The sequence below is a fragment of the Salinibacterium sp. SWN139 genome, assembly GCF_015864625.1.
Classification (GTDB): domain Bacteria; phylum Actinomycetota; class Actinomycetes; order Actinomycetales; family Microbacteriaceae; genus Rhodoglobus.
Map to the genome: position 1 here is coordinate 708,945 of NZ_JADYWV010000001.1, position 23,567 is coordinate 732,511.

Genomic DNA, 23,567 nt, shown 5'->3' on the forward strand with positions numbered 1-23,567 from the left:
GCGGGTCGCGCCCTAAAGCTGCTTGATCATTTCGAGTTCGCGTCGGGACCTATCGAGAATGTACGGCACCGTGTGCCTCGTTAGGGTGAAGCCGCGGTTTTCGTAGGCGGCACGCGCTCGAGCGTTGTCTTCGTGCACGCCGAGGGTGAGGGTGCTGCCGTACTGGAAAGCCCACTGCTCGATGGTCGTAAGTAGGGCATCCGTCACGCCAGCTTTCCGGCCACGAAAATCGGGGGTGACGTAGACACCCACAAGGAGCGGGCCCGTTTTTGCGTCAGGGATATAGCACCCCATCGTGCCGATCCACCTGCCGTCTGTGGTGATGGCGGCGACAGCAATGGCCAACGAGTTCTGCCCGCGAACAGCGCGCCGCTGCCATTCTGCTTCCGTGGCGCGCCGCGCATCCTCAAGGTGCTCGGCAAAACCAATCGGGGTATTAGCGAGCATCTCCAAGCGAAGATCGCGAACTTCACGCCAGTCTGCTGGCTCCGTTCGTCGGATCGAAAACTGTGGCTCGCGCATGTTCTGAATCTTAGTTGCGGGCCGGGCACGCAGCCTGCCGTACCGTTGCAGGTATGGTTCACATTCACAGTGGCAAGGGCAGCGATGTTGAGGCAGTCCCCGCCGCCGTCATCACCGTCTCTGACCGCAGCGCTCGCGGCGAGCGAGCTGATACCTCGGGGCCGCGCGCGGTCGAGCTGCTCACGGCGCAGGGCTATGCGGTGTCGTTAACGGTGATTCCGGATGGCGCGGAATCAGTCACTGCCGGCATCCGGGCCGCGCTCGCCGCTGGTGCCCGCATCGTCATCACGAGTGGTGGAACCGGAGTGGCACCCCGGGATCTCACGCCCGAAGGAACCCGGCCCGTGCTCACGCGAGAGATTCCCGGCATCGCCGAAGAGTTGCGGCGCGAAGGTGCACGCCACACGAAGATGGCGGTGCTGAGCCGCGGCCTGGTCGGCATCGCGGGTGATGCTCTCGTGGTGAACCTGCCCGGTTCAACCAAAGCCGTTGAAGAGGGGCTCGCGGTGGTTGCGCCGCTGATCGGCCACATCCTCGAGCAGCTCGATGGCGGAGATCACTAGCTAACGAGTTTCATTCGGCAGCCGGATACAGAACGCCGGGTGCGAGGGCGCTCGGGCGACCTACTCCGGGCGACGCCAATCCCCAGAACGTCCGCCCGACTTCGCGAGCAACCGCACGTTCTCAATCTGCACGGTCTTGTCCATACCCTTGACCATGTCGACGATCGCGAGAGCAGCGACCGACACGGCGGTCATGGCTTCCATCTCCACGCCCGTGCGGTCTGCCGTGCGCACGGTCGCGGTTACGGCGACTCCGTCATCCGTCACTTCAAGGTCGACGGTCGCGCCGTGCACCCCGATGATGTGAGCGAGCGGCAGCAGTTCGGCGGTGCGCTTGGCGGCTTGGATGCCGGCGATGCGTGCGACCGCGAGAATGTCACCCTTGGGAGCGTTGCCCGCGCGCAGCGCGTCGATGATCACGGGGGAGCAGCGAACGAAACCCTCCGCCGTCGCTTCGCGCACGGTCGGGGTCTTAGCGGTGACATCCACCATCCGGGCTTTGCCAGCGGAATTGAGGTGCGTGAAAGGCTGTTCGCTCATGACACCAGTGTGACAGCCAGCAGGTCGCCTTCGCGTACCTCGGTCACATCTTCGGGCACGAAGGCCAGGGCGTTTGCGCCAGCCAGACTCGCGACGAGATAGGAACCGGCACCGCCCGCGCTCGCAGGACGAACGGATGCTGCACCCGCCTCATCCTGTTCGACGACGGCGGGCATGGATTGCGCCCGCCCCGCGGGGCTGCGCCAGCCCGTGCTGACGGTAGCGGTGATCGTCGGGCGCATGATCGCAGCGCGCCCGGCCATCGCGAGCAGCGCGGGGCGCACGAATGCCTCGAAGGAGACGAAGACGCTCACGGGATTGCCGGGCAGGGCAAAGATCAGCGGCCCGGCGACGTCGCTACTGCTGTCGTTGCTGTTGCTGTTGCTGCTGCGGTCGTAGTCGTGGTCGCTACCAGCGTCGCCAGCAGGGCCACCGAGGGGAACCCGGCCAACAGGGAACCGGCCGAACCCTTGGGGCTTGCCCGGCTGCATCCGCACCGGTCCGAACCAGACTCCAAGCGGGGCGAGCACTGCCTTCACGACGTCATACGCGCCGACGCTCACTCCGCCCGAGGTGACAAAGGCATCCACGTCGGGTGCATGGTTCTCGAGCATCTCGCGCAGAGCATCATCGTCGTCGGCAACCGAGCCCAGTTGAACGGGGATGCCGCCGCACTCGGTGATCATCGCCGCCAAAAGAAGCGAGTTCGAGTCGTGAATCTGGCCACGCTCCAGCGGCTCCCCGGGCTTGCGCAGTTCAGTTCCGGTCGAGAGCACACCGACGCGCGGTGCGGGCTGAACCGACAGCGTGCTGACTCCGGATGCCGCTGCGGCAGCCAGATCACGCGCGCCGAGAACGCGCCCTGCCGTCAGTACCGGGTCGCCCAGGCGCACATCGGTACCCGTGCGCCGGATGTGGGCGGCGGGTTTCGGGGCGCGAAAAATGAGAACGGTGTCGGTGCCCTCATCGGTGTCTTCGATGGGCACGATGCAGTCCGCGTCAGTGGGCACTGCGGCACCAGTCATGATCCGGGCAGCCTCGCCGGGCTGCAATGACGGATTCTCGGCGGAGCCTGCCGGAAGGTCAGCGACCACACGGAGCGCTATCGGTGTCTCAGTCGTGGCGGAGATGGCATCCGCTCGTCGGAGCGCATAACCGTCCATCGCGGAGTTATCGAAACTGGGAACATCGACCGCGGCGTGCACGTCGGCGGCGAGGGTGAGGCCCAACGCCTGCGCGATCGGGACGCTGACAATCGGCAATGGCGCGACGTTGGCCAGAACGCGGGCGAGGTGCTCCTCGATGCTGATCGACGCGGGGGAGGCCGCCATTATTCTGCCGAGCCTGACGGTGCTGAGCCTGACTGTGCTGAGCCGGATGATGCCGACGACTCCGGTGCCAAGTCCGACGACGACACAGCAGGAGGAGGAGCGGCAGCAGCAGCGGCCTGGCCAGCGTTGCTCGCGGCGGCAAGCGCGGCTCTCGATAACGCATCCGCGCTTCGCATGGCCGAGGACGGGTCGGTTCCGGCAGCGGCAGCGAGCCCCGCCGCGTAGCCGACCAGAAACGTCGTCACGGGAGCCGCTGGCCGGATCACCGTGTGCGCGGCGACGCCGGCGAGATCCAGAATCCCATCGACATCCATTGCGGCACGAAACTCATCGCTGGCGATGCCCAGCTCGCTGCTGAGGTGCGCGGCCCAGTCGTCGAGACGTTGGCGTTCTTCGGAGTTCATTGTGCGGCTTCTTCCGTTTCTGCGGTCGGATCGGTGGCGCCGAGGCGAGCTGCGTCTTCCCACGTATCAACATCATCGGTGGCTCCGGGCGAAGCCATCACGGGCATCAGGGTGAGCGGCTCAATCAATTTTCGCATCGAGAGTCCGTTGAGGCTGTCGGCGTCGAACCGCGAGAGGGCGCTGATCAGAGCGCGGCGGCGATACAGGCAGGCAAGCGGCTGACGGTAGCCAGTCGCATCGACGGAGATCACGCCATCCACGTCGGCGGGGGCGGCAGCGAGTGCGTCGACTAGTGCTGGCACCTGGGCGGCAATGCCCGGCATGTCGCAGGCAAGCACGAGGATGGCGTCGCTCTCGGCAGTGGCGTTGGCAGAGAGGTGGTGCACGCCGGCGCCGACCGCAGCAGCGGGCCCCGAAAAGGGCGGATCCTCGCGCGTAATGAACACCGTAGTGTCCACGAGGTCGGGATCGATGGGGCCGACGACGACGCAGGTACGCGCGACTCTGGATGCCGCAGCGAGAGCATGGTCGAGAAGGCTACGGCCGTCCACGTGGAGTGCTGCTTTCGCGACCCTCCCCAAGCGGGATGAGCGACCTCCGGCAAGCACCGCTGCATCGATCAGCATGCAGCCACTCTAAGTGACGGCGGAATCAGCGTCACTATGCGGCGCGAGTGTCGGCCGCTGCTGCCCTCAGCACCTCCACCGAGATAGTCTCGGCTCAGGGCTCGCGCAGAAATTGTGAAGCTCAGGAGGAGGCAGGCAGCGTGAACAGAATCACGGCACGACGCAAGATCACCCGAGTCACTATCGGTTCGCCTCCGGTATCCCGGGAGGATGTACTCGCAGTGGAGGAGCCGCTCGAGATGCGCGTCAACGGGCGCTCGCTTGCCGTGACAATGCGCACTCCCGGTGACGACTTTGACCTCGTCGCGGGGTTTCTTGTCTCCGAGGGGATCATCACCTCGGGCGAGCACTTCTTTGCCGCTCGCTACTGCGCCGGTGCCACCGTCGACGGAGTGAACACCTACAACGTCGTTGATGTCACCTTGGCACCGGGCGTGCCGGCACCCGATCCGAGCTTGGAGCGGTCGTTCCTCACGACCAGTTCCTGCGGACTGTGCGGCAAGGCAAGCATCGACGCCGTACGCACCAAATCGGCGTTCTCTGTAGCCGAGGATGCCGCGCGAGTCGACGCCGAGCTGCTGACCACGTTCCCCGAGAAGCTGCGCGAGGCGCAAGACGTATTCGAGAAGACGGGCGGATTGCACGCGGCGGCGCTGTTCGATGGCGCGACCGGGGAGATGTTGGTCGCGCGCGAGGATGTGGGGCGCCACAACGCTGTCGACAAGGTCATCGGCTGGGCCGTTAAACAGAATCTGCTGCCGCTGTCGGGCATCGTGCTCATGGTGTCGAGCCGCGCGAGCTTCGAACTCGCGCAGAAGGCCATGATGGCGGGGATCCCGGTTCTGGCTGCAGTGTCGGCACCGTCGTCGCTGGCCGCAGAATTTGCCGAGGAGGTTGGCATGACGCTGGTCGGCTTCCTCCGCGGACAATCGATGGTGCTCTATGCCGGGCAAGAACGCATTGTGCAGAATGAGTCGGCCGACGCGAACTAGGCGGCCCGCCCCGCGCTAGCTCATCTGCGGGGCGTCGTCTTCCACCGCTGGGATGAATCGCACCGCCATCGCCTTATAGCCGGGCGTATTCGATTCGCGAGCGACCAGTTCGCGGTGCACGAGGTTGTTCGCCTCCGGAAAGTACGCTGCCGCGCATCCCCGCGGAGTCGGATAGAAGACAAGGCGGAACTTGTCTGCCCGGCGCTCCTGACCTTGGAACGTGCTGATGACATCCACGAGGTCCCGGTCGGCGAACCCCATTTCGGCGGCATCGTCCTTGTTGATGAGGATGACGCGGCGGCCACCCGAGATGCCGCGGTAGCGGTCATCCAGCCCGTAGTACGTGGTGTTGTACTGGTCGTGGCTGCGCATCGTTTGCAGAATCAAGTGTCCGGGAGGCGGTGTCAGATACTCGAGCGGGCTCACCGTAAAGCGGGCGAGCCCGATGTCGGTGGCGAAGCTGCGGGAGTCGCGGGGCGGGTTAGGCAGCACGAAACCGTTCTTGGTCCTCAGGCGGGTGTTGAAGTCGACGAAGCCCGGCAGCACGCGGGAGATGTGGTCGCGGATGACGTCGTAGTCCTCGGCCATCGCTTTCCAGTCCACCGGGTGATCCTCGCCCAGGGTGGCGATGGCCATGCGGGCGATGATCACGGGTTCCGCGAGCAGGTGATCTGACACCGGCTTGAGTCGGCCTTGAGTGGTGCGCACTACCGACATGGAGTCTTCGACCGACAGCACCTGACGGCCGCTCGGATGCTTGTCGTCGGTGTCGGTGCGACCTAGCGTGGGCAAAATTAGCGAGGTGAGGCCGTGCACGACATGCGAGCGGTTGGGCTTGGTTGAGACGTGAACGGTCAGGCCCACCCGCTGCAACGCGTTACCGAGCGCTTCGGTGTCCGAGGCGGCGAGCGCAAAGTTTCCGCCCATCGAGACGAACACGTCGACGTTGTCGTTCTCGAATGCCTCAACGGTGTCGACCGAGTCGAAGCCGTGCTCGCGGGGCGAAGCGATTCCGAATTCCTTGTCGAGGGCATCCAACATCCACTCGTGAGGTTTCTCCCACACGCCCATCGTGCGGTCGCCCTGCACATTCGAGTGGCCGCGCACGGGGCACGCACCGGCGCCGGGCTTGCCGAAGTTCCCCTGCAGCAGGAGCAGGTTGATGATCTCCTTGAGCGTGTTCACGGAGTGAGGCTGTTGCGTGAGGCCGAGCGCCCAGCAGATGATCGTGGCCTTCGACTCGACCATCATCTGAGCAACCTTGGCGATCTCGAGGCGAGACAGGCCGGTCGCTGCTTCGGTCTCGTCCCAGTCGATGGTCTTGCGTGCGGCACGGTAGGCATCGATGCCGTCGGTGTTCGCTGCGATGAACTCGTGGTCAACTACGGAGCCGGGAACCCGCTCCTCTTCCTCCAGAAGCAGGTGACCGAGGGCCTGGAAGAGCGCGAGGTCGGCACCGACCTTGATCTGGAGAAACTCGTCGGCCAAGTTGGTGCCGCCACCGACGACTCCCTTGGGTGTCTGCGGATCCTTGAAGTTGAAGAGCCCGGCTTCGGGGAGCGGGTTGACGGCGACGATCTTGCCACCGTTGTCTTTGCATTCGGCCAGGGCCGACAGCATCCGCGGGTGGTTCGTGCCGGGGTTCTGGCCAATCACAAAGATGAGCTCAGCCTCATGGATGTCTTCGAGCGAGACTGTGCCTTTACCGATACCAATCGTGGGGTTCAGGGCGGAACCGGATGATTCGTGGCACATGTTCGAGCAGTCCGGCAGGTTATTGGTGCCGATCGAGCGCGCGAAGAGTTGGTACAGAAACGCCGACTCATTGGCCGTGCGGCCGGAGGTGTAAAAGACGGTGCGCTCGGGAGTCGTGGCGCGGATCTTCTCGCCGATGAGTTCGAAGGCGTCGTTCCAGGAGATCTGCGAGTAGTGGGTATCGCCGGGGCGGATGACAACCGGATGCGTGATGCGGCCCTGGTTGCCGAGCCAGTACTCGGTCTTGTCCGACAGCTCTTCGATCGAGTGTTCTGCCCAAAACTCCGGGGTCACGGTGCGCAGCGTGCTCTCTTCGGCGACGGCCTTGGCGCCGTTTTCGCAGAACTCGGCAACCTTGCGGTGACCTTGCGATTCCGGCCAGGCGCAGCCGGGGCAGTCTGTGCCATCGCGTTGGTTCAGCCGCAGCAAGGAGCGCGCGGTGCGGGTCACGCCGGCCTGCGCGATTCCCCGATCCAGTGCCACGAGCACGGCTTCAACGCCGGCCGCCGACTTCTTCGGTTTCTTGACCAGCAGGTCGTCTTCATTGATGTCGTCAACCGGGGCTCCACGTGTCATGTCCCCATACTGCCTGCAATCAATGAGAATTTGTGCACAATCTTGGTCTGATACCTAAAGATTGATCAGTTAATTGCTAGCCTGTGGTTCGCGGCCGATTTGCCGACAGCAGCGTTGCTGTTTGACACGCTTAGTGCGACGAGGAGACCATCCATGAGCTGGCTTGACCGAGAACACACCATAGCCCCTCCCGGTTTCAATCGCTGGCTTGTTCCGCCGGCCGCGCTGGCAGTGCATCTGAGTATCGGTCAGGCATACGCCACAAGCGTTTACAAGACTGCACTCGTTGATCACTTCGACGCGAGTCTCACTCAGATCGGCGTCATCTTCTCGATCGCCATCGTCATGCTCGGATTGTCGGCCGCGATCATGGGAACGTGGGTAGACCGCAGTGGCCCGCGCAAGGCGATGTTTGTCGCCGCGCTGTTCTGGTCGGGCGGATTCTTGATCGGATCGCTTGGCGTCTTCTCCAACCAGCTGTGGTTGGTCTACGTCGGCTACGGCTTCATCGGCGGTATTGGACTCGGGATCGGCTATATCTCGCCGGTGTCGACCCTGATTAAGTGGTTCCCTGACCGTCCCGGCCTCGCCACGGGCATGGCGATTATGGGATTCGGCGGTGGCGCGCTCATCGCCAGCCCCGTTTCTACGGCATTGCTTGCGCTCTACGATCCCAACGCGGGAACCGAGGGCTGGGTTGCCAGTGGTGACGCCGTTGGCAAGTTGTTCCTCACGCTCGGGCTCATTTATCTCGCGTACATGATGTTCGGCGCGTTCACGATTCGGGTGCCTGCCGAGGGCTGGACGCCAGCCGGCTTCGACCCGTCGAAGGTCAAGGCGAAGGCGCTCGTCACTAGTAACCACGTCTCAGCGAACAACGCGATCAAGACCCGCCAGTTCTGGCTCGTGTGGATCGTGCTCTTCTGTAACGTCACGGCGGGCATCGGAATCCTTGAACAAGCGGCGCCGATGATTCAGGACTTCTTCCGTCAAGCCGACGGGCAGTCCTTGGTCACGGCCGCGGTAGCCGGTGGCTTCGTCGGTCTGCTGTCGATCGCCAACATGGGCGGCCGGTTCGTGTGGTCGTCCACGTCAGATGTCACCGGGCGCAAGAACATTTACATGATTTACCTCGGAGTGGGCGCGATTCTGTACGTATTGCTGGCACTCGTTGGCTCCAACACGACGGCACTGTACGTGGCACTCGCTTTCGTCATCATTTCGTTCTACGGCGGCGGTTTCGCCACGGCGCCGGCCTACTTGCGTGACCTCTTCGGCACGTTCCAGGTGGGCGCTATCCATGGTCGACTGCTGACTGCCTGGTCAGCGGCTGGCATTGCTGGTCCACTGATCGTGAACTCCTTCTTGGACGCTCAGGGTGCGCCTGGCGAGCTGACCGCCGCGGCGTACCAGCCCGCTCTGCTGACCATGGTCGGACTGCTTGTCGTGGGCTTCATCGCCAACCTCATGGTGCGGCCCGTACATTCCACCTTCCATGAACCATCCACAGCGGGGTCTAAAGGCCTCACCATTTCCGCGGAGGCCTGAGATGAAGAAAGCACAACTCGCGATCGTCTGGGCGCTCGTCGGCATTCCGTTGCTCTACGGCGTATTTCAGACCATGACGAAGGCTTCGGCACTGTTCGGCTGAGCAAGCGGCGGCAAGCAGCAGGCAAACGTCCGGCAACCCGTGGAAAAGCGACGGCAGCGCATCGAAGAAGCGGGGTAAAAGCCCTGAAAGTTCCGCAGTTGCGGTGTTATGCTGTGTTTTATGGCGCAATATCGGATTAGCGAGGCCGCAGGGCTCCTCGGAGTCAGTGACGACACCCTGCGACGCTGGATCGCGAACGATGGCCTGCCGGTGTCGCTTGACGACGCCGGTCGCCAGGTCATCGATGGCGCGGACCTCGCGCAGCGTGCTCAAGAGCGGGCGCAGCAAGCCCAACAGGCCGCAGCGGGATCCGGCTCAGAAAGCAGCGCGCGCAACCGCATGGTCGGGCTCGTCACGGGCATCCTGAGCGACACCGTCATGTCGCAGGTCGAGCTGCAGTGCGGCCCGCATCGCATCGTGTCGCTCATGTCGACGGAAGCGGTGCGCGACTTAAAGCTCGAAATTGGTTCGCTCGCGGTCGCCGTCGTGAAGGCGACGATGGTCGTGGTCGAGGCGCCGAAAGACAACTCCTAGTGATGGGGACGGTGCGGCAGCGGTGGCAGGGCTGGGATGGGCGCCATCGAGGTCACCTGCTGACAACGGTCGCCGCCGTCGCGATTGCGGGCATCGTGGGGCTTTCTGGATGCTCGGCAACTGAGCCGGCACCGGCATCCACGTCAGCGGACGGTGCCCTTCAGGGTGAGCTCACGATTTATGCTGCGGCATCGTTGACCGCGTCGTTCACCGAGCTGGCCGAGGCATTCAGCGCCGAGAACCCCGGCGTCACCATCGCGCCGATCTCCTTCGACGGCTCCTCTACTCTCGCCACCCAGATCAGCGAGGGTGCGCCGGCCGATGTCTTCGCCTCCGCGGATGACGCCACGATGCAGCAGGTCAGCGCCGAGCTGGCGAGTGCTCCTATTGCGTTCGCCACCAACGAATTGCAGATTGCGGTGCAGCCCGGCAACCCTCTGGACATCACGACCCTGAGCGATTTGGCGGAGCCCGGCGTGCAGGTTGCCGTGTGCGCTCCCGCGGTTCCGTGCGGTGCTGCAGCCCGCATCCTGCTCGATGCCGCCGCGGTCGACCTCACGCCGGTGACCGAAGAGCAGAACGTGAAAGCCGTGCTCACCAAGGTTGAGCTGGGCGAAGTGGATGCTGGGCTCGTCTATGTCACCGACGTGCGGGATGCGGCGGGAGCGGTCGAGGGCGTCGCGGTTGATGGTGCCGACGCGGCCCGCAACAACTACCCGATCGCCGTGCTGAACGAGGCCGCGCACCCGGCGATTGCAGCCGCCTTCGTGGACTTCGTGCTCTCGGCGCCGGGGCAGGCCATTCTCGCGAGCTACGGATTCGTAACACCATGAGCGGCCCAGTGCCCAGCGCGCGGGTTGCCGTGAGCCGAGCCTCCGAGGCGGGGGCGAAGCGCAACGGAGCCAGCCGAAGCGCGAGCACCCGCACCACTGCAGCGGCAGGCGCCGGCATCCCGCGACTGCTCTATCTGCCCGCGGCTCTCGGTTTCGCCCTGCTGATTTTGCCTCTTGTCGGGTTGTTTCTGCGTGCCGACTGGCCGAGCGTTCCGGCCGCGATCGTCTCCGAGGAGGCGCAGTCGGCGCTCTGGCTATCGCTGCAGACGGCGCTCGCCGCGACCGTGTTGTGCCTCATCGTCGGCATTCCACTCGCGCTCGTGATCGCCCGCTCGGGCAACCGTCTGGCGGGACTGCTGCGCGCCCTCACGACGCTCCCGCTCGTGATGCCGCCCCTTGTCGGAGGCATCGCGCTGCTGTACCTTCTCGGACGCAACGGGCTCGTCGGCAGCGTGCTCGAACTGTGGTTCGGCATCAGCATTCCGTTCACGACGGGAGCGGTCGTGATCGCGCAATCGTTCGTAGCGCTGCCGTTCCTGGTGATCTCCGTCGAGGGCGCGCTGCGCACCGCGGGCACCCGCTACGAGCTGGTCGCGGCCACTCTCGGCGCCGGGCGCTGGACAGTGTTTCGTCGCGTCACGCTGCCGCTCATCATGCCGGGCGTCATTGCCGGAACCGTGCTCTGCTTCGCTCGCGCCCTCGGCGAATTCGGCGCCACCGCCCTCTTCGCTGGCAACGCCGCCGGAACGACCCGCACCATGCCCCTCGCCATCTACACCGCGTTCAACGGCGCCGGCGTGAGCCAAGATTCGGCCATCGCTCTGTCGCTGCTGCTCGTGGTTGTCGGCATCGTCATCCTCCTTCTGCTGCGCAGTTGGCGCCCGACCCCGGAGCGCTGAGCGATGACATTGGATGCCACCATGCTGGTGAGCCGCGGATCGTTCACCCTCGACGCGAGCGTCACGGTCGCGCCCGGCGAAACGCTCGCCCTGCTGGGCCCGAACGGCTCGGGAAAGTCGACCCTGCTCGCGGTCATTGCCGGGCTGCTCGCCCCCGAGCGCGGTGCGGTTTCGGTCGACGGGCGGGTACTGACCGAAGTTGCGAGCGCAGCCTATCGCGCCGACGGTCGGGCTGCCGATCGCGCGGGTGGTGGGCCCGCTAGTCGCGGTCGCGTCGGTGGCGAGCGCACTGGGGCCGGTCGTATGACCGTGGTGCCCGCCCATCGTCGCCGCATTGGTTTGCTCGGGCAAGACCCGCTGCTGTTCCCGCATCTCAGCGCCCTCGAGAATGTCGCTTTCGGGCTGCGCTCTCTCGGAATGAGAACGGACGAAGCGCGCGAGCGAGCATCCGAATGGCTGGATGCCGTGGAGATGACAGAGTTCGCCGCTCGCAAACCTGCCGAGCTTTCTGGCGGCCAGCAACAGCGTGTGGCGATCGCCCGTGTGCTGGCCACCGAACCCGACGTACTGCTCTTCGACGAGCCGATGGCTGCCCTCGATGTGCAGAATGCGTCGCTCGTGCGCACCCTCCTGCGCGAGTGTCTGGCAGCCCGAGTCTCCGCCGTCCACACCGGAATCCATGGCCGACCGCCGACCGCACCCGCCACCATCGTCGTTACCCACGATGTGGTGGATGCCCTGGTGCTGGCCGATCGCGTCGCCATCATGGATGCCGGCTGCATCATCGACAGCGGCGATGTCGCCCGCGTTCTCGGTGAGCCCATCAACCAGTTCGCCGCCACTCTGGTCGGCCTCAACGTGCTGCACGGAATCGTCGAATCGAGCCAGCTCGTGAGGCTCGCGGATGGGCGTGCTCTAGCCGTCGACAGCATTGAGCCGGTTGTCGGTGCGGACGTTTCGGTCGCGTTCCCGCCGTCTGCGGTCACGCTGCGTCGGGAGTCGCGGGGTGCCGCTCGGGCCGACGGCGTTGCGACTGCAGCGCCGGGAGCCGCCGATTCCGCACGTGTCGAGCCCGCCGCATCCGCCCCGCCTCTGCCGCACGAATGGCAGGCCACGGTCGATCTGCTCGAGCCCGGCCTCAAGGGCATCCGCGTCACCCTCGTGGGCGATACCGTCGCGGCCGAGGCCTCGGCGGCTGACCTGCTCGCGCACGACATCGCGCCGGGGGACCGCATCGTGGCATCCGTTGATCCGTCTCAGATCACGGTGTATCCGCGCCGCTAAGCCACGCCCATCGGTGCTCCAATCGGTACCGCCAGCGGCACGAACATCGGCGACCGAGAAATGCCCGGGGTCGCTCTCAACAATCCCGTTGTTCTCGGGGCGCACGTTGCTAGGATTCGCCCATGCGCGTGACGAAACTCAGAGTGTATCCAGTGAAGTCGTTTGCCGGCGAAGACGTCGAGTCTGCCGCGGTGAATCCGTGGGGCCTCGACCAGGATCGCCGCTGGGCGCTCGTCGATAGTGACGGCAAGAGCCTCACCGCACGCCAACACAATCATCTGCTCGGCCTCTCGGCGCACGCCCTGAGCGAGACGGCAGTGCAACTCTCCGACCGCGAGGGCTCCAGGGTGACCGTCGACATGGCGGATGGCGGCGACACCATCGAGGTAAGCCACAGCGGGCAAGGCACGGCGCTTGCCGCTCGCGGTGACGTCAACCGTTGGTTGAGCGAACGCGTCGGCCTCGACGCACGACTCGTCTGGCAGTCCGACCCGACCGTGCGCGCGATCGACCCCGAAGACGGAGGTCAGCCCGGAGAGGTTGTCTCGCTCGCCGATGGCGGCCCGCTGCTGCTGGCGAGCGAAGCGTCACTGCGGCAGCTTGACGAGTGGACCGCTGAGAACGACGAGCCGCTCGACATGATCCGGTTCCGCCCCAACGTGATAATCGACGATCTCGAACCCTGGGTCGAAGAAAGCTGGACGCACGTCACGATTGGCGACGTGCGCTTTCGCGTCACCATGATTTGCGACCGCTGCGTCATGACCACGATCGAACCCAGCACGCTCGAGCGCGGCAAGGAGCCGATTCGAACCCTGGCGCAGCACCGTCAGCGGGACCACAAAACGTGGTTCGGCATCCGCCTCACTCCGCTCGATGGCGGGCGCATTCACGTGGGCGATGCGATCGAGGCGACGACCTCGGAGGTTTCGCAGCCCGCAGCGGGATAGTGTGACGGGATGAGTTCCTCCGCGGTAGTGCCTCCTGGGGAGAACAGCGTGGCGGGCGCCCAAGAGAACGCGCTCGCAGCCACGGCGGCGGACTCCCTCGTGGATACCCTCGGTCGGCCGCTGCACGACATCCGTTTCTCGGTCACCGACCGGTGCAATTTTCGGTGCGTGTATTGCATGCCCAAGGAAGTGTTCGGCGCCGACTACGCGTTCATGCCCCGCGACGAGCTCTTGAGTTTTGAAGAGATCACTCGGCTGGCGCGCATTGCTGCGCTGCACGGCGTGGAGAAGATCCGCCTGACCGGTGGCGAACCGCTGCTACGCAAAGGACTCCCCGAACTGGTCGGGATGCTGTCGAAACTCACGACCCCGGCCGGCAAGCCCCTCGACCTCGCGGTCACCACCAATGGCTCCGCACTCGGGCACCTTGCGGTCGCGCTCAAGGAAGCCGGCCTCAAGCGCGTGACGGTATCGCTCGATTCGCTCGATGACGCGACTTTTCAAGCCATGAACGACGTGAAGTTTCCCGTCAAGAAGATATTGGACGGCCTCGACGCCGCCCACGCTGCCGGGCTTGGCCCCATCAAGATCAACATGGTCGTGAAGAAGGGCCACAACGACAAGGACATCGTCGCGATGGCCCGCCACTTCAAAGACACCCCGTTTATCCTGCGCTTCATCGAATACATGGATGTCGGCACCACCAACGGCTGGCAGCTCGGCGAGGTTGTGCCGTCGGCCGAGGTCGTCGCGCGCATCAACGCGGAGCTTCCCCTCGACGAAATCGCCCCCAACTACAGCGGCGAAACGTCGCAGCGCTGGCGTTACCGCGACGGCAGCAACGAAATTGGTGTGATCTCGAGCGTCACGCAGTCGTTCTGCCACACCTGCTCGCGCGCCCGCATCTCGGTCGACGGCAAGCTCTACACGTGCCTCTTCGCCAGTTCGGGCCACGACCTGCGCGCGCTCATGCGCGACGGCTGCACCGACGACCAGCTGTCGGATGCCATGGCGAGCCTGTGGCGAAAGCGCACCGACCGCTACTCCGAGTTGCGCTCGCTCAACACCCCGCGTCCGGCCGGAGCCGACGGCACCAAGCCCGGTGCCAAGAGGATCGAGATGTCGTACATTGGTGGCTGACATGACCCTTCACATTCGCTATTTCGCTGCGGCCGCCGAGGCTGCCGGGCGCGATGAAGAGCACCTCGAAATCGAGTCGGGGGCAACTCTGGCAACGGTCAAGGAGCTGCTCATCGAACGCTATGGCGCCCTCATGCGGAAGGTCGTCGAGTCGGGATCGTTCCTGATTGATGGCGTTGTTCGTCGTGATCCCTTGTACGCGGTGGGCGCTCGCGTCGACGTGCTACCGCCGTTCGCTGGCGGCTAGGGCTCGGAGCTGCTACAGCCCGACCCATTCGGTGGCGCCACCTGCGAGCTGCTGACGTTTCCAGATCGGCACCGTCTGCTTGATGCGCTCGACGAGTAGTTCGCACGCCTCGAACGCTTCACGCCGGTGCGCGGCGGAGACGGCCGCCGACAGGGCAACATCCCCAATCTGCAGCAGGCCAACGCGGTGCGCTGCTGCGATTGCGAGGCCCGTTTCGGCTGCCACTTCAGCGCAGCACTGCGCGAGCAGCGCCTCGGCTTCGGGATGCGCTTGGTACTCCAGCGACCACACCTCGTTGCCGCCGTCGTGATTGCGCACCACACCCGAGAACACGACGACCGCGCCAGAAGCGGGGGATTCGACAGCGCGACGAATAGCGGCCTCATCGATCGGGGCATCCGTGATGGTGGCGAAGCTTGCCGGGGTGGACGCGTTCATTTTTAGTACCTCGCGAGCGCAGGATCAATGACCTGCGCGTAGTCGTCGATGCCGCCCACCAGGTGGCGAATGTTGGTGAAGCCGGCGCTCTGCAGCAGGCGCAGGGCGCGTTCGCTGCGGATTCCGTGATGACAATATACGACCACCGGAATATCGGTGCGGATGTCGGCAAGCCGGCCCTCAAGGCCGCCAAGCGGAATCAGCTCGGCCGTCTCAATCGAGGCAATCGCAAACTCGAAGGGCTCCCGAATATCGACCAGCTGCAGCGCAGCCTTCGTGGAGAGCAGGGCTGCAAGTTCGCGCGAATCGATCTCGTCGCTCACGCCGCCCGCAGCGTCGCTTCCGCTCGTCTCGCCGAATTCGGCGGAGCCGCCAGTTTTGCTCGTGTCGCCGACACCGCTCGAACCGACGGCGGCAGGCGCCAGACCGCAGAATAGGTCGTAGTCAATGAGCTCGGTAACGGCATCCACTTCGTCGCTCACGGCGTATTCCAGCTCGCGAAAGCGCCCGCTGAGCGCGTCGTAGGTGGTGACTCGGCCCAGAAGCGGTTCGCCGATGCCCGTGATGAGCTTCACAGTTTCGGAGCACATGATCGCGCCGATCATGGCGCACACGGTCGGCAGCACGCCGCCCTCGGCGCATGACGGAACGGTGCCGGGTGCGGGCGGAACGGGAAAGAGGTCGCGGTAGGTGGGCCCCTGGCCTGACCACGAAATTCCGGCTTGACCGCCGTAGCGCAGGATCGCACCCCAGACGACCGGGATGCCGGTCAGCACCGCTGCGTCATTGACGAGATAGCGAGTGGCGAAGTTGTCGCTGCCGTCGAGCACGAGGTCATACCCCGCAAAGAGTTCGAGGGCGTTGCTGGAATCGAGCCACACGTTGTGGCCGATGAACGAGACTTCGGGATCGATGCGGCTGACGGTTTCGGTCATCGATTCGAGCTTGCTGCGCCCGATATCGGCAACCCCGTGGGCGAGCTGGCGGTGCAGGTTGGAGAGCTCAACGGCATCCGTATCGATCACGCCGATGGCGCCGACACCCATCGCAGCGAGGGCGGGGATGGTGGCGCTGCCGAGGCCGCCCGCGCCCACGACCAGCACTCGTGCGTGAGCGAGGCGACGTTGCGCGATCTCACCAAAGTCAGGATTAGCGAGCTGGCGCGAGTAACGGATCAGACGTTCGGAACTGAGCGGTTCGCCCGGCCCCACGAGCGGCTGGCGGTCAGACTGAGCAGGCAATGTCACGAGGCGATCCTTACCGCGCCGAAAGTGGCACGGCCACGATTCTATCGTTTCGGATGCTGCGAAACCGGGCTTAATCGCAGCGTCGTTGCCTACCGATAGGGTGTGTGCGGGCCGGAGATCTCGGCTCACCACCCGATAGAAGGAGTACCCCATGGAAGCCGCCGTAATCGCCGCCTGGACGTTCGTTTCTGAAGCCCCGATTCCCGAAGACGTCATGCCCATGCTGCTCCCCGGTGAACAGCCCATCGCGGCGTACAAGACGTTCCGCGACAGCGCCGTGTTCACCAACAAGCGCCTGATTGTCCGTGATGCTCAAGGCATCACCGGCAAGAAGGTGGAGCTCTACTCGCTGCCCTACTCGAACGTGCTCATGTGGTCCTCCGAGAACGCCGGAACTCTCGACATCAACGCCGAACTCGAACTGTGGACCCGCGCCGGTCACATCAAAATCAAGGTCGGCAAGGCCATCGACGTGCGCAAGCTCGACATGCTCATCGCCAACGTGGTCATCGGCGCGAGCTAACGCCACCAACACACACGACGGGGTGGGGCAATGAAAACGGACTTCAAGAAAACGCTCGACGCGTATAAAGCGCGCCATAACGAATTCAGAATTCTGGATGTCCCACCCCAGCAGTACCTCATGGTCGACGGCCATGGTGCGCCCGGTGCCGACAGCGACTACACGGCCGCAATCGGCGCGCTCTATCCCGTGGCGTACACGCTGAAGTTTGCGAGCAAAGCACTCGACCGCGACTATGTCGTGCCGCCGCTGGAAGCGCTCTGGTGGGCCGAAGATATGGCCGCCTTCACGAGCGGGCGCGACAAGTCACAGTGGGACTGGACCGCGATGATCCTCGCGCCCGAGTGGATCACTCCGACCATGTTTGAGGATGCGGTGGCCTCGGTGGTCGCCAAGAGCAAGACACCCGAGAGTCTGCCCGCCAGCCTCGACAAGGTGCGCTTCGAAACCCTCGACGAGGGGCTGTGCGTGCAAACACTCCACCTCGGGCCTTATGACGATGAGGCCGAGATTCTGGCGCAGCTGCATACCGAGTTCGTTCCCGAGCAGGGGCTGCGGATGACCGGCAAGCACCACGAGATCTACTTCAACGACTTTCGCAAAGTCGAGGCATCCAAGCTCCGCACGCTGCTGCGGCAACCCGTGGAACGCGTCTAGCTAAAGCTTGGCGATCTCGATCTTCTTCAGCTGCATCATGTGCTCGAAGGCATTCGGCCGTTTCATGAGTTCGTCGATGTTGGCGGGAGTGATCTGCCAACTCACGCCGAATTTGTCTTTGCACCACCCGCAGGCTTCCGCCTCGGGAACCGCCGAGAGCGCCGCCCAGTAGCGATCAATCTCAGTCTGATCCGAACACGGAATCACAAACGACACCGACTCCGTGAATGTCACGTGTTGGCGGGTCGCGGCATCCATTGCCACAAACCACAGGTCTCGGAGCCTGACATCTCCAAACATTACCGAACCGGGATGCGCGGGCCCCGACCGCTCGGTGTAGCGAACATCAGCACCCAACTGCGAATTATCAAACACCGAGGCATAGAACTCGATGGCCTCCCGCGCGCGGTTCTGCACGCCATCGCCGAACAACAACGCGGGCATGATGGTGGGTCGCGGTTCACCAGCGGGATCGGTCAAAATGAGCTGCCAGTTCACGCCAAAACGGTCCCGCAACCATCCATAGCGCGGGCTGAAATCGTAGTTAGCGATCGGCATGAGCGCACTGCCGCCGTCGATAAGTGTATTCCACAACGCATCAAGGTTGTGGCGAGCATCCGGATCAATAGAGGGATCGAAATTGACCATGAACGACGTGGACTCGTTGAACGCAAATCGCTCGCCCGCGTTGATCGCCAAAAAGTCTTGCCCGGCGAGACGGAAAGTAACCGTCAGCACCGCACCGGCGAGGTCGCGTTGAAAATCAGCCAACCCCTCCGAGGGGTAGTGAGTGGTGCCGACGATCGAACTATCGGAAAACGCTGCGGTGTAGAACTGAACAGCCTCTTCGGCATTGCCGTTGAACCAGAGGCACGGCGTGATCGTGGTCATGGTGTTCCTCCTCGAACCCATGTCGTCGCAACGCGCGGCGGCTAATGACACGATCATAAGCCGCGGCAGGCTGCGAGAGAAGGTTTCGTTTAAGCTGGCGGGATGAATGTGAACGAGTTGGGGCCAGACGCGAGCCCCGATGAGCGCGGCGACAGTGCGGCTAAGCCCAGGGCCACTGATCACAGTGCCGCAGGGCGTCGGCATGAGTGGCGCTACGCCTTCCTACGCGCGTATCACGGCTTCATGCTGCATCGCGGAATCGATTCCGCAGCCACTCTCGCATTCTTTGCTGCGCTCGCGATTTTCCCAGCCGCGCTTACGGTCGTGTCAGCACTAGCGCTAGGTCAGGGTGAAGACCAAGCGGCCGAGACCGTGCTCGATCTGGCGCGAGAAGTGCTGCAAGAAGACACCGTGGAGGCCCTCAAGGAACCGTTGACTCAACTCTTCTCGGTGGGGAGCCCGGGCCTAGCTCTCGCCATCGGCATCGCCCTGAGCGTGTGGTCGATGTCGAGCTATGCCACCGCGTTCGGGCGGGCCGCGAACAGCGTTTTTGAGATCCAAGAGGGTCGTCGCTTTGTGAAGTTCCGCGGCCTCATGCTTGTGCTCTCGGCCTTCCTCCTTGCGGCCTTTGCGGCCGTGGCTGTGCTCCTGCTCACCACCACCAACGTCGCCACCGCCATCGGTGAAGCGTTCGGCTTTGGGGAACCTTGGGTCGCGATCTGGTCGTACGGTCGCTGGCCGGTTCTCGGTGGCATCCTCACTCTCATCATTGCGGTGCTGTACTACTACACCCCCAACATTCGTCACGAACGGATGCGGTGGGTCAGCACCGGCGCCGTGTTCGCGATAGTGACGTGGGGCCTCGCGACCGCGGGGTTCGGTTTTTACGTCTCCACGATCGCGAACTACGACCGCGTCTATGGCTGGCTTGGGGGAGCGCTCGCGCTGCTGATTTGGCTCTACATCAGCAACCTCGCGGTCGTGGCCGGCGTCGAGGTTGATGCCGAGTTCACCCGCCTCCGCCAGCTGAGGGCTGGCGTCTCAGCAGAGAACACCGTGCAACTGCCCGTGCGCGATACCTTTCGCAATCTCGTGTTGGCTCGCCGTCAGGCAGCGGATGAGGCTGCCGGCATCGCCATTCGCGAGAACGCGGCCGAGAGCGAATAGCCACCAAGCGGGTTTGCAACTGCACCCGGAAGTTCAGCGGTACCTGCAGGTTCAACTACGGCTGCGGTACGAGCTCGACCTGCAGAATGCGGTCGTCACCGTCGCGGGGGTCGCCCCGGCCGTCGGTGTTGTTGGTAAGCATCCAGAGGGTGCCATCGGGGCCGGGAATGACATCACGGATGCGGCCGGCAGCATTCTCGAAAGTCGCCGTCGCGGTGGTCGTTTCGCCGGGATGAATTTCCCACAGGCGTTCGCCGCCGAGACCGGCCATGAAGAAGGTGCCGTCGATGAAGGTGAGGCCGCTGGGGCTCGCGTCGTCGGTCGCCCACTGATAGCTGGGTTCTTCGAAACTCGAATCAGTGGATTCCCCTTCTGCGAGCGGCCAGCCATAGTTGGCGCCCGCGCGAATGATGTTGAGCTCATCCCACGTGTTTTGGCCAAACTCTGAAGCCCACAGCTGGCCTTCGTCGTCCCACGCAAGGCCCTGCGGGTTGCGGTGACCGAGGGAGTAGACCAGCGATCCGTCGAAAGGGTTGTCGTCGGGAACGGAGCCGTCAGGCTGCATCCGGAGAATTTTGCCGTTGAGACTGTCGAGGTCTTGGGCTGATTCGGGATCACTCGCGTCGCCGACAGTGGCGTAGAGCATCCCATCGGGGCCGAAGGCGATGCGCCCGCCATTGTGAATGCGCGACTTGCCCAGGCCGGTAATGATGTCGACGCTCGCGCCGAGGGCATAGCTGCCCGCCTCACCTTCGAGTTCGAAACGCACGATGCGATTGTCCGCCGCGGTGGTGAGGTAGGCGTACAGCTGGGTCTCGTCGAGCATGGCAAGACCGAGCAGCCCGCCCTCGCCGTCGGGGGCAGCCTCGCCGACGATCCCGACTTCGCGAAGATCTCCGGCTGCGGTCAATTCTTTGATGAGCTGGGTGTCGCGTTCGCTAATCAGCGTCGAACCGGATGCCAGCCGCACCATCGACCACGGAGCGTCCAGCCCCGAAACGATCGTCGTCGCTTCCTCGGCAGCGTTGACTGTCACGGCGGCGGCGTCGACGCTTGGCGCCGACGTTCCTGCTGACTGTTCTGGCTCAGCAACGGGCGACTGAGCGCATCCCGCTAGCAATCCAATAACGAGCACGGCGGTGAAACGGGGAGAACGCATGCGCTAATCCCACCGTAGATTCGTCGGAGAAGAAAGGTCTTGGCGTCTTTGCTCCCCGATTGTGGCTCGGTCTAGTGCTCGCAACTAGGGGTTTCGAGAGCCGACCGAGCCCCGGAAACCACGCAAGCGCAGACTGTTCGTCACGACGAAAACCGACGAGAACGCCATGGCCGCGCCCGCGATGAGCGGGTTGAGCAGACCAAGCATCGCGATCGGCAGTGCTGCCACGTTGTAGGCGAAAGCCCAGAACAGGTTGCCGCGAATGATGCCCAAGGTGCGCTTGGCGAGACGAACCGCGTCGGCGACGACCATGAGGTCCCCGCTCACGACGGTGATGTCGCTGGCGGCGATTGCGGCATCCGTTCCGCCACCCATGGCGATGCCGAGGTCGGCGGCGGCGAGGGCGGCAGAGTCGTTCACTCCATCGCCGACCATCGCGACAACACGGCCTTCGGCCTGCAGCTCGCGGATGACGTCGAGCTTTCCCTGCGGAGTAATCCCGGCATGCACATCAGTGATTCCGACCACACTGGCGACGGAGGCTGCTGCTCCGGCGTTGTCGCCCGTGAGCAACACGGGGCGCAAGCCGAGCCGCGTGAACTCGGCGATGGCATCCGCACTGCTTGGCTTGACGGTGTCGCCGACAACCAGCACGCCTCGCGCTTGACCGGCCCACGCGATGACCATCGCGGTTGCCCCGGCGGCTTCGGCTTTCTCGACTAAGGCGATCGCGGCATCCGACACCGTCTGCTGGTGGTCGGCGGTGAGCCACGACGGCTTGCCGACGAGCACGACGGTGCCATCGATCGTGGCCTGAACGCCGGTGCCCGCGTGGGCGGCGAAGTCGCTGACGGCCGGAAGGTCGATGCTGCGATCTTCGGCTGCAGCCACAACGGCACGGCCGACCGGATGCTCGGAGCCAGCCTCCACGGCGGCGGCGCGAGCCAGTACGAGCTGCTCGTTCTCGCCGTCGAGCACCTCGATTGCGCTGAGGCGCATTTCGCCGGTCGTGACGGTGCCGGTTTTGTCGAGCACGATGGTGTCGACCGAGCGGGTCTGTTCAAGAACCTGCGGTCCGCTGATCAGGATGCCGAGCTGCGATCCACGGCCGGTGCCCACGAGTAGGGCGGTGGGCGTTGCGAGGCCGAGGGCACAGGGGCACGCGATGACGAGCGTGGTGACGGCGGCCGTGAAGGCGAGTTCGATGGGGCCGCCGGCGATCATCCACCCGACGAACGCAACGACGGCAAGTACGAGCACGACCGGAACGAAGATCGCCGAAACGCGGTCGGCGAGACGTTGGATGTCGGCTTTGCCGGTCTGCGCGTCTTCGACCATGCGACCGAGTCGAGCCAGTTCGGTGTCGCGGCCGACGCGGGTGATTTCGATGACGAGGCGTCCGCCGACGTTGAGGGTGGCACCGGTGACGCGGTCGTCGGGGCCGACTTCGACGGGTACCGATTCGCCCGTGAGCATGCTCGCGTCGACGGCAGAGTTGCCTTCGATCACGAGCCCGTCGCTGGCGATCTTCTCGCCGGGGCGAACCACGACGTGGTCGCCGACGACGAGCGAGGAGACGGCAACGCGCTGTTCGACGCCGCCGCGCAGAACGGCGGCATCCTTCGCGCCGAGTTCCAGCAGCGCACGCAGCGCCGCCCCGGATTCGCGACTGGCGCGCGCCTCGATGTACTTGCCGAGCAAGATAAACACAGTGACGGCAGCGGCAACTTCGAGATAGATTTCGCTCGCGCCGCCGTGCGGGGTTCCGAAGAACGTCATCGTCATGTGCATGCCGGGCTCACCAGCGCCACCGAAGAAGAGGGCGTAGAGCGACCAGCCGAAGGCGGCAATGATGCCCAAGCTGATGAGGGTGTCCATCGTCGCGGCGCCGTGGCGCGCGTTGGTGGCGGCGGCGCGGTGGAACGGCCACGCGCCCCACACCACAACCGGGGCCGTGAGAGTGAGAGCCAGCCACTGCCAGTACGTGAACTGAAGTGCCGGGATCATCGACATGAGCACGACCGGCACGGCGAGTGCGGTGGAGACCTGCAGGCGGCGCAGTACTTGTGAAGCCCAGTCGTCGTCGCTGTTTTTTGCGCTGGTGCTGCCGGTGTCGCTGCCGTCGGTGTCGTCTCGTTCGTACACCGGCGTCGGGATGACGGCGCTATACCCGGCAGCCTTCACGGTTTCCAGAAACTGCTCCGGGTCGGTGCCCTCGGGCGCGCGAACACGAGCCTTCTCGGTGGCGTAATTGACGGTCGCCTCGACGCCGGGGAGCTTGTTGAGCTTGCGCTCGATACGGCCCGCGCAGGAGGCGCAGGTCATTCCGGTGATGTCGAGTTCGACATCCAGCAGGTTGACGTCGCCGGCGGCGAGGGGTTCGGCGGGCATCAGAGGCTCGTGACGAGCGTGTAGCCGGCCTCCTCGATTGCGGCGCTGACGGTGGCGTCGTCGAGGGGTGATTCCGACGTGACAGAAACGGTGGAGGGCAGGCCCGAGGCGAGGTCAACGGTGACGGCAGTGACGCCATCCACTTCGCTGAGTTCTTCGGTGACGCTGCTGACGCAGTGGCTGCAGGTCATTCCTTCGACCAGGTATTCGGCGGTGTGGGTCATGATTCTCCTTCGGTGGCCGCAGG

At 64.5% G+C, this 23,567-nt stretch carries 25 protein-coding genes; 13 read left to right on the forward strand and 12 right to left on the reverse strand.

Annotation, left to right across the window (positions count from 1 at the left end; all coding sequences use genetic code 11):
* Window positions 1-12: 12 nt before the first annotated feature.
* The gene (locus I6E74_RS03320) at window positions 13-522 is read right to left on the reverse strand and encodes an N-acetyltransferase (protein ID WP_197122961.1); all 510 of its coding nucleotides are present in this window, start codon (window positions 520-522) and stop codon (window positions 13-15) included.
* Window positions 523-575: 53 nt separating this feature from the next.
* Here I6E74_RS03320 and I6E74_RS03325 point away from each other — a divergent pair, with 53 nt between their 5' ends.
* Window positions 576-1,085 carry a molybdenum cofactor biosynthesis protein B gene (locus I6E74_RS03325; RefSeq protein ID WP_197122963.1) on the forward strand — a complete coding sequence of 170 codons (510 nt, stop codon included), beginning with the start codon at window positions 576-578 and terminating at the stop codon, window positions 1,083-1,085.
* A 60-nt stretch (window positions 1,086-1,145) separates the two neighbouring features.
* Here the strand turns inward: I6E74_RS03325 and moaC are convergent, their stop codons facing one another.
* Genes moaC through I6E74_RS03345 form a run of 4 tightly spaced genes read right to left on the reverse strand, consistent with a single transcriptional unit; the run spans window position 1,146 to window position 3,986 of the window.
* Window positions 1,146-1,625, reverse strand: a complete 480-nt coding sequence (moaC, locus tag I6E74_RS03330; RefSeq protein WP_197122965.1) for a cyclic pyranopterin monophosphate synthase MoaC — start codon at window positions 1,623-1,625, stop codon at window positions 1,146-1,148.
* Window positions 1,622-2,956, reverse strand: coding sequence for a gephyrin-like molybdotransferase Glp (gene glp, locus I6E74_RS03335; RefSeq protein ID WP_197122967.1), 1,335 nt, complete (start codon window positions 2,954-2,956; stop codon window positions 1,622-1,624). The genes moaC and glp overlap by 4 nt, the downstream gene beginning before the upstream one ends.
* Window positions 2,956-3,360, reverse strand: a complete 405-nt coding sequence (locus tag I6E74_RS03340; RefSeq protein WP_197122969.1) for a DUF6457 domain-containing protein — start codon at window positions 3,358-3,360, stop codon at window positions 2,956-2,958. The genes glp and I6E74_RS03340 overlap by 1 nt, the downstream gene beginning before the upstream one ends.
* Window positions 3,357-3,986 (reverse strand): molybdenum cofactor guanylyltransferase, encoded by a 630-nt coding sequence (locus I6E74_RS03345; RefSeq protein ID WP_197122971.1) that lies wholly within the window; start codon window positions 3,984-3,986, stop codon window positions 3,357-3,359. The genes I6E74_RS03340 and I6E74_RS03345 overlap by 4 nt, the downstream gene beginning before the upstream one ends.
* A 140-nt stretch (window positions 3,987-4,126) precedes the next feature.
* Between I6E74_RS03345 and fdhD the strand changes: the two genes are divergently transcribed.
* The gene (gene fdhD, locus I6E74_RS03350) at window positions 4,127-4,978 is read left to right on the forward strand and encodes a formate dehydrogenase accessory sulfurtransferase FdhD (RefSeq protein WP_197122973.1); all 852 of its coding nucleotides are present in this window, start codon (window positions 4,127-4,129) and stop codon (window positions 4,976-4,978) included.
* A gap of 15 nt (window positions 4,979-4,993) precedes the next feature.
* Here fdhD and I6E74_RS03355 read toward each other — a convergent pair whose 3' ends face one another.
* On the reverse strand, window positions 4,994-7,309 hold the full coding sequence (locus I6E74_RS03355; protein ID WP_197122975.1) for an FdhF/YdeP family oxidoreductase: 2,316 nt from the start codon (window positions 7,307-7,309) through the stop codon (window positions 4,994-4,996).
* Between the two features lie 153 nt (window positions 7,310-7,462).
* Here I6E74_RS03355 and I6E74_RS03360 point away from each other — a divergent pair, with 153 nt between their 5' ends.
* The 8 genes from I6E74_RS03360 to I6E74_RS03395 all read left to right on the forward strand — a co-directional run bounded on the left by I6E74_RS03360 (window position 7,463) and on the right by I6E74_RS03395 (window position 14,847).
* Window positions 7,463-8,857 (forward strand): OFA family MFS transporter, encoded by a 1,395-nt coding sequence (locus I6E74_RS03360; protein ID WP_197122977.1) that lies wholly within the window; start codon window positions 7,463-7,465, stop codon window positions 8,855-8,857.
* A gap of 223 nt (window positions 8,858-9,080) precedes the next feature.
* A complete protein-coding gene (locus I6E74_RS03365) occupies window positions 9,081-9,494 on the forward strand; it encodes a molybdopterin-binding protein (RefSeq protein ID WP_197122979.1) in 414 nt (137 codons plus the stop codon).
* Between the two features lie 2 nt (window positions 9,495-9,496).
* Window positions 9,497-10,327 (forward strand): molybdate ABC transporter substrate-binding protein, encoded by an 831-nt coding sequence (modA, locus tag I6E74_RS03370; RefSeq protein ID WP_197122981.1) that lies wholly within the window; start codon window positions 9,497-9,499, stop codon window positions 10,325-10,327.
* On the forward strand, window positions 10,324-11,226 hold the full coding sequence (locus I6E74_RS03375; RefSeq protein WP_231604459.1) for an ABC transporter permease: 903 nt from the start codon (window positions 10,324-10,326) through the stop codon (window positions 11,224-11,226). The genes modA and I6E74_RS03375 overlap by 4 nt, the downstream gene beginning before the upstream one ends.
* A gap of 3 nt (window positions 11,227-11,229) precedes the next feature.
* The gene (locus I6E74_RS03380) at window positions 11,230-12,510 is read left to right on the forward strand and encodes a sulfate/molybdate ABC transporter ATP-binding protein (RefSeq protein ID WP_197122983.1); all 1,281 of its coding nucleotides are present in this window, start codon (window positions 11,230-11,232) and stop codon (window positions 12,508-12,510) included.
* Window positions 12,511-12,632: 122 nt separating this feature from the next.
* Entirely contained in the window at window positions 12,633-13,460 is an 828-nt protein-coding gene (locus I6E74_RS03385; protein WP_197122985.1) for an MOSC domain-containing protein, read from the forward strand.
* 9 nt (window positions 13,461-13,469) lie between these two features.
* Window positions 13,470-14,600 (forward strand): GTP 3',8-cyclase MoaA, encoded by a 1,131-nt coding sequence (moaA, locus tag I6E74_RS03390; RefSeq protein ID WP_197122987.1) that lies wholly within the window; start codon window positions 13,470-13,472, stop codon window positions 14,598-14,600.
* Window position 14,601: 1 nt separating this feature from the next.
* Window positions 14,602-14,847: a MoaD/ThiS family protein gene (locus tag I6E74_RS03395; protein WP_231604460.1), complete on the forward strand. Its 246-nt coding sequence runs from the start codon at window positions 14,602-14,604 to the stop codon at window positions 14,845-14,847.
* A gap of 12 nt (window positions 14,848-14,859) precedes the next feature.
* On the opposite strand, the gene I6E74_RS03400 is transcribed toward I6E74_RS03395, so the two are convergent.
* A complete protein-coding gene (locus tag I6E74_RS03400) occupies window positions 14,860-15,285 on the reverse strand; it encodes a molybdenum cofactor biosynthesis protein MoaE (RefSeq protein ID WP_197122991.1) in 426 nt (141 codons plus the stop codon).
* Window positions 15,286-15,287: 2 nt separating this feature from the next.
* A complete protein-coding gene (locus I6E74_RS03405; RefSeq protein WP_307784368.1) occupies window positions 15,288-16,532 on the reverse strand; it encodes a ThiF family adenylyltransferase in 1,245 nt (414 codons plus the stop codon).
* Between the two features lie 151 nt (window positions 16,533-16,683).
* Between I6E74_RS03405 and I6E74_RS03410 the strand changes: the two genes are divergently transcribed.
* Entirely contained in the window at window positions 16,684-17,055 is a 372-nt protein-coding gene (locus I6E74_RS03410; RefSeq protein WP_197122994.1) for a PH domain-containing protein, read from the forward strand.
* Window positions 17,056-17,085: 30 nt separating this feature from the next.
* Window positions 17,086-17,712, forward strand: a complete 627-nt coding sequence (locus I6E74_RS03415) for a GyrI-like domain-containing protein (protein ID WP_197122996.1) — start codon at window positions 17,086-17,088, stop codon at window positions 17,710-17,712.
* On the opposite strand, the gene I6E74_RS03420 is transcribed toward I6E74_RS03415, so the two are convergent.
* Window positions 17,713-18,603: a VOC family protein gene (locus I6E74_RS03420; RefSeq protein ID WP_197122998.1), complete on the reverse strand. Its 891-nt coding sequence runs from the start codon at window positions 18,601-18,603 to the stop codon at window positions 17,713-17,715.
* Window positions 18,604-18,705: 102 nt separating this feature from the next.
* On the opposite strand from I6E74_RS03420, the gene I6E74_RS03425 reads away from it, so the two are divergent.
* Window positions 18,706-19,770 (forward strand): YihY/virulence factor BrkB family protein, encoded by a 1,065-nt coding sequence (locus I6E74_RS03425; protein ID WP_197123000.1) that lies wholly within the window; start codon window positions 18,706-18,708, stop codon window positions 19,768-19,770.
* 55 nt (window positions 19,771-19,825) lie between these two features.
* On the opposite strand, the gene I6E74_RS03430 is transcribed toward I6E74_RS03425, so the two are convergent.
* The 3 genes from I6E74_RS03430 to I6E74_RS03440 form a co-directional block, all read right to left on the reverse strand.
* A complete protein-coding gene (locus I6E74_RS03430) occupies window positions 19,826-20,929 on the reverse strand; it encodes a sorbosone dehydrogenase family protein (RefSeq protein WP_197123002.1) in 1,104 nt (367 codons plus the stop codon).
* Window positions 20,930-21,013: 84 nt separating this feature from the next.
* Complete coding sequence (locus I6E74_RS03435) at window positions 21,014-23,320, reverse strand: cation-translocating P-type ATPase (protein ID WP_197123004.1); 2,307 nt, start codon at window positions 23,318-23,320, stop codon at window positions 21,014-21,016.
* The gene (locus I6E74_RS03440) at window positions 23,320-23,544 is read right to left on the reverse strand and encodes a heavy-metal-associated domain-containing protein (protein WP_197123006.1); all 225 of its coding nucleotides are present in this window, start codon (window positions 23,542-23,544) and stop codon (window positions 23,320-23,322) included. The genes I6E74_RS03435 and I6E74_RS03440 overlap by 1 nt, the downstream gene beginning before the upstream one ends.
* Between the last annotated feature and the right edge of the window lie 23 nt (window positions 23,545-23,567).

Excerpts from the sequence above, each read along its gene's own strand:
- I6E74_RS03320 (WP_197122961.1), bottom strand. The coding sequence starts at position 522 with ATGCGCGAGCCACAGTTTTCGATCCGACGAACGGAGCCAGCAGACTGG.
- I6E74_RS03325 (WP_197122963.1), top strand. The coding sequence starts at position 576 with ATGGTTCACATTCACAGTGGCAAGGGCAGCGATGTTGAGGCAGTCCCC.
- moaC (WP_197122965.1), bottom strand. The coding sequence starts at position 1,625 with ATGAGCGAACAGCCTTTCACGCACCTCAATTCCGCTGGCAAAGCCCGG.
- glp (WP_197122967.1), bottom strand. The coding sequence starts at position 2,956 with ATGGCGGCCTCCCCCGCGTCGATCAGCATCGAGGAGCACCTCGCCCGC.
- I6E74_RS03340 (WP_197122969.1), bottom strand. The coding sequence starts at position 3,360 with ATGAACTCCGAAGAACGCCAACGTCTCGACGACTGGGCCGCGCACCTC.
- I6E74_RS03345 (WP_197122971.1), bottom strand. The coding sequence starts at position 3,986 with ATGCTGATCGATGCAGCGGTGCTTGCCGGAGGTCGCTCATCCCGCTTG.
- I6E74_RS03355 (WP_197122975.1), bottom strand. The coding sequence starts at position 7,309 with ATGACACGTGGAGCCCCGGTTGACGACATCAATGAAGACGACCTGCTG.
- I6E74_RS03360 (WP_197122977.1), top strand. The coding sequence starts at position 7,463 with ATGAGCTGGCTTGACCGAGAACACACCATAGCCCCTCCCGGTTTCAAT.
- I6E74_RS03365 (WP_197122979.1), top strand. The coding sequence starts at position 9,081 with ATGGCGCAATATCGGATTAGCGAGGCCGCAGGGCTCCTCGGAGTCAGT.
- modA (WP_197122981.1), top strand. The coding sequence starts at position 9,497 with ATGGGGACGGTGCGGCAGCGGTGGCAGGGCTGGGATGGGCGCCATCGA.
- I6E74_RS03375 (WP_231604459.1), top strand. The coding sequence starts at position 10,324 with ATGAGCGGCCCAGTGCCCAGCGCGCGGGTTGCCGTGAGCCGAGCCTCC.
- I6E74_RS03380 (WP_197122983.1), top strand. The coding sequence starts at position 11,230 with ATGACATTGGATGCCACCATGCTGGTGAGCCGCGGATCGTTCACCCTC.
- I6E74_RS03385 (WP_197122985.1), top strand. The coding sequence starts at position 12,633 with ATGCGCGTGACGAAACTCAGAGTGTATCCAGTGAAGTCGTTTGCCGGC.
- moaA (WP_197122987.1), top strand. The coding sequence starts at position 13,470 with ATGAGTTCCTCCGCGGTAGTGCCTCCTGGGGAGAACAGCGTGGCGGGC.
- I6E74_RS03395 (WP_231604460.1), top strand. The coding sequence starts at position 14,602 with ATGACCCTTCACATTCGCTATTTCGCTGCGGCCGCCGAGGCTGCCGGG.
- I6E74_RS03400 (WP_197122991.1), bottom strand. The coding sequence starts at position 15,285 with ATGAACGCGTCCACCCCGGCAAGCTTCGCCACCATCACGGATGCCCCG.
- I6E74_RS03410 (WP_197122994.1), top strand. The coding sequence starts at position 16,684 with ATGGAAGCCGCCGTAATCGCCGCCTGGACGTTCGTTTCTGAAGCCCCG.
- I6E74_RS03415 (WP_197122996.1), top strand. The coding sequence starts at position 17,086 with ATGAAAACGGACTTCAAGAAAACGCTCGACGCGTATAAAGCGCGCCAT.
- I6E74_RS03420 (WP_197122998.1), bottom strand. The coding sequence starts at position 18,603 with ATGACCACGATCACGCCGTGCCTCTGGTTCAACGGCAATGCCGAAGAG.
- I6E74_RS03425 (WP_197123000.1), top strand. The coding sequence starts at position 18,706 with ATGAATGTGAACGAGTTGGGGCCAGACGCGAGCCCCGATGAGCGCGGC.
- I6E74_RS03430 (WP_197123002.1), bottom strand. The coding sequence starts at position 20,929 with ATGCGTTCTCCCCGTTTCACCGCCGTGCTCGTTATTGGATTGCTAGCG.
- I6E74_RS03435 (WP_197123004.1), bottom strand. The coding sequence starts at position 23,320 with ATGCCCGCCGAACCCCTCGCCGCCGGCGACGTCAACCTGCTGGATGTC.
- I6E74_RS03440 (WP_197123006.1), bottom strand. The coding sequence starts at position 23,544 with ATGACCCACACCGCCGAATACCTGGTCGAAGGAATGACCTGCAGCCAC.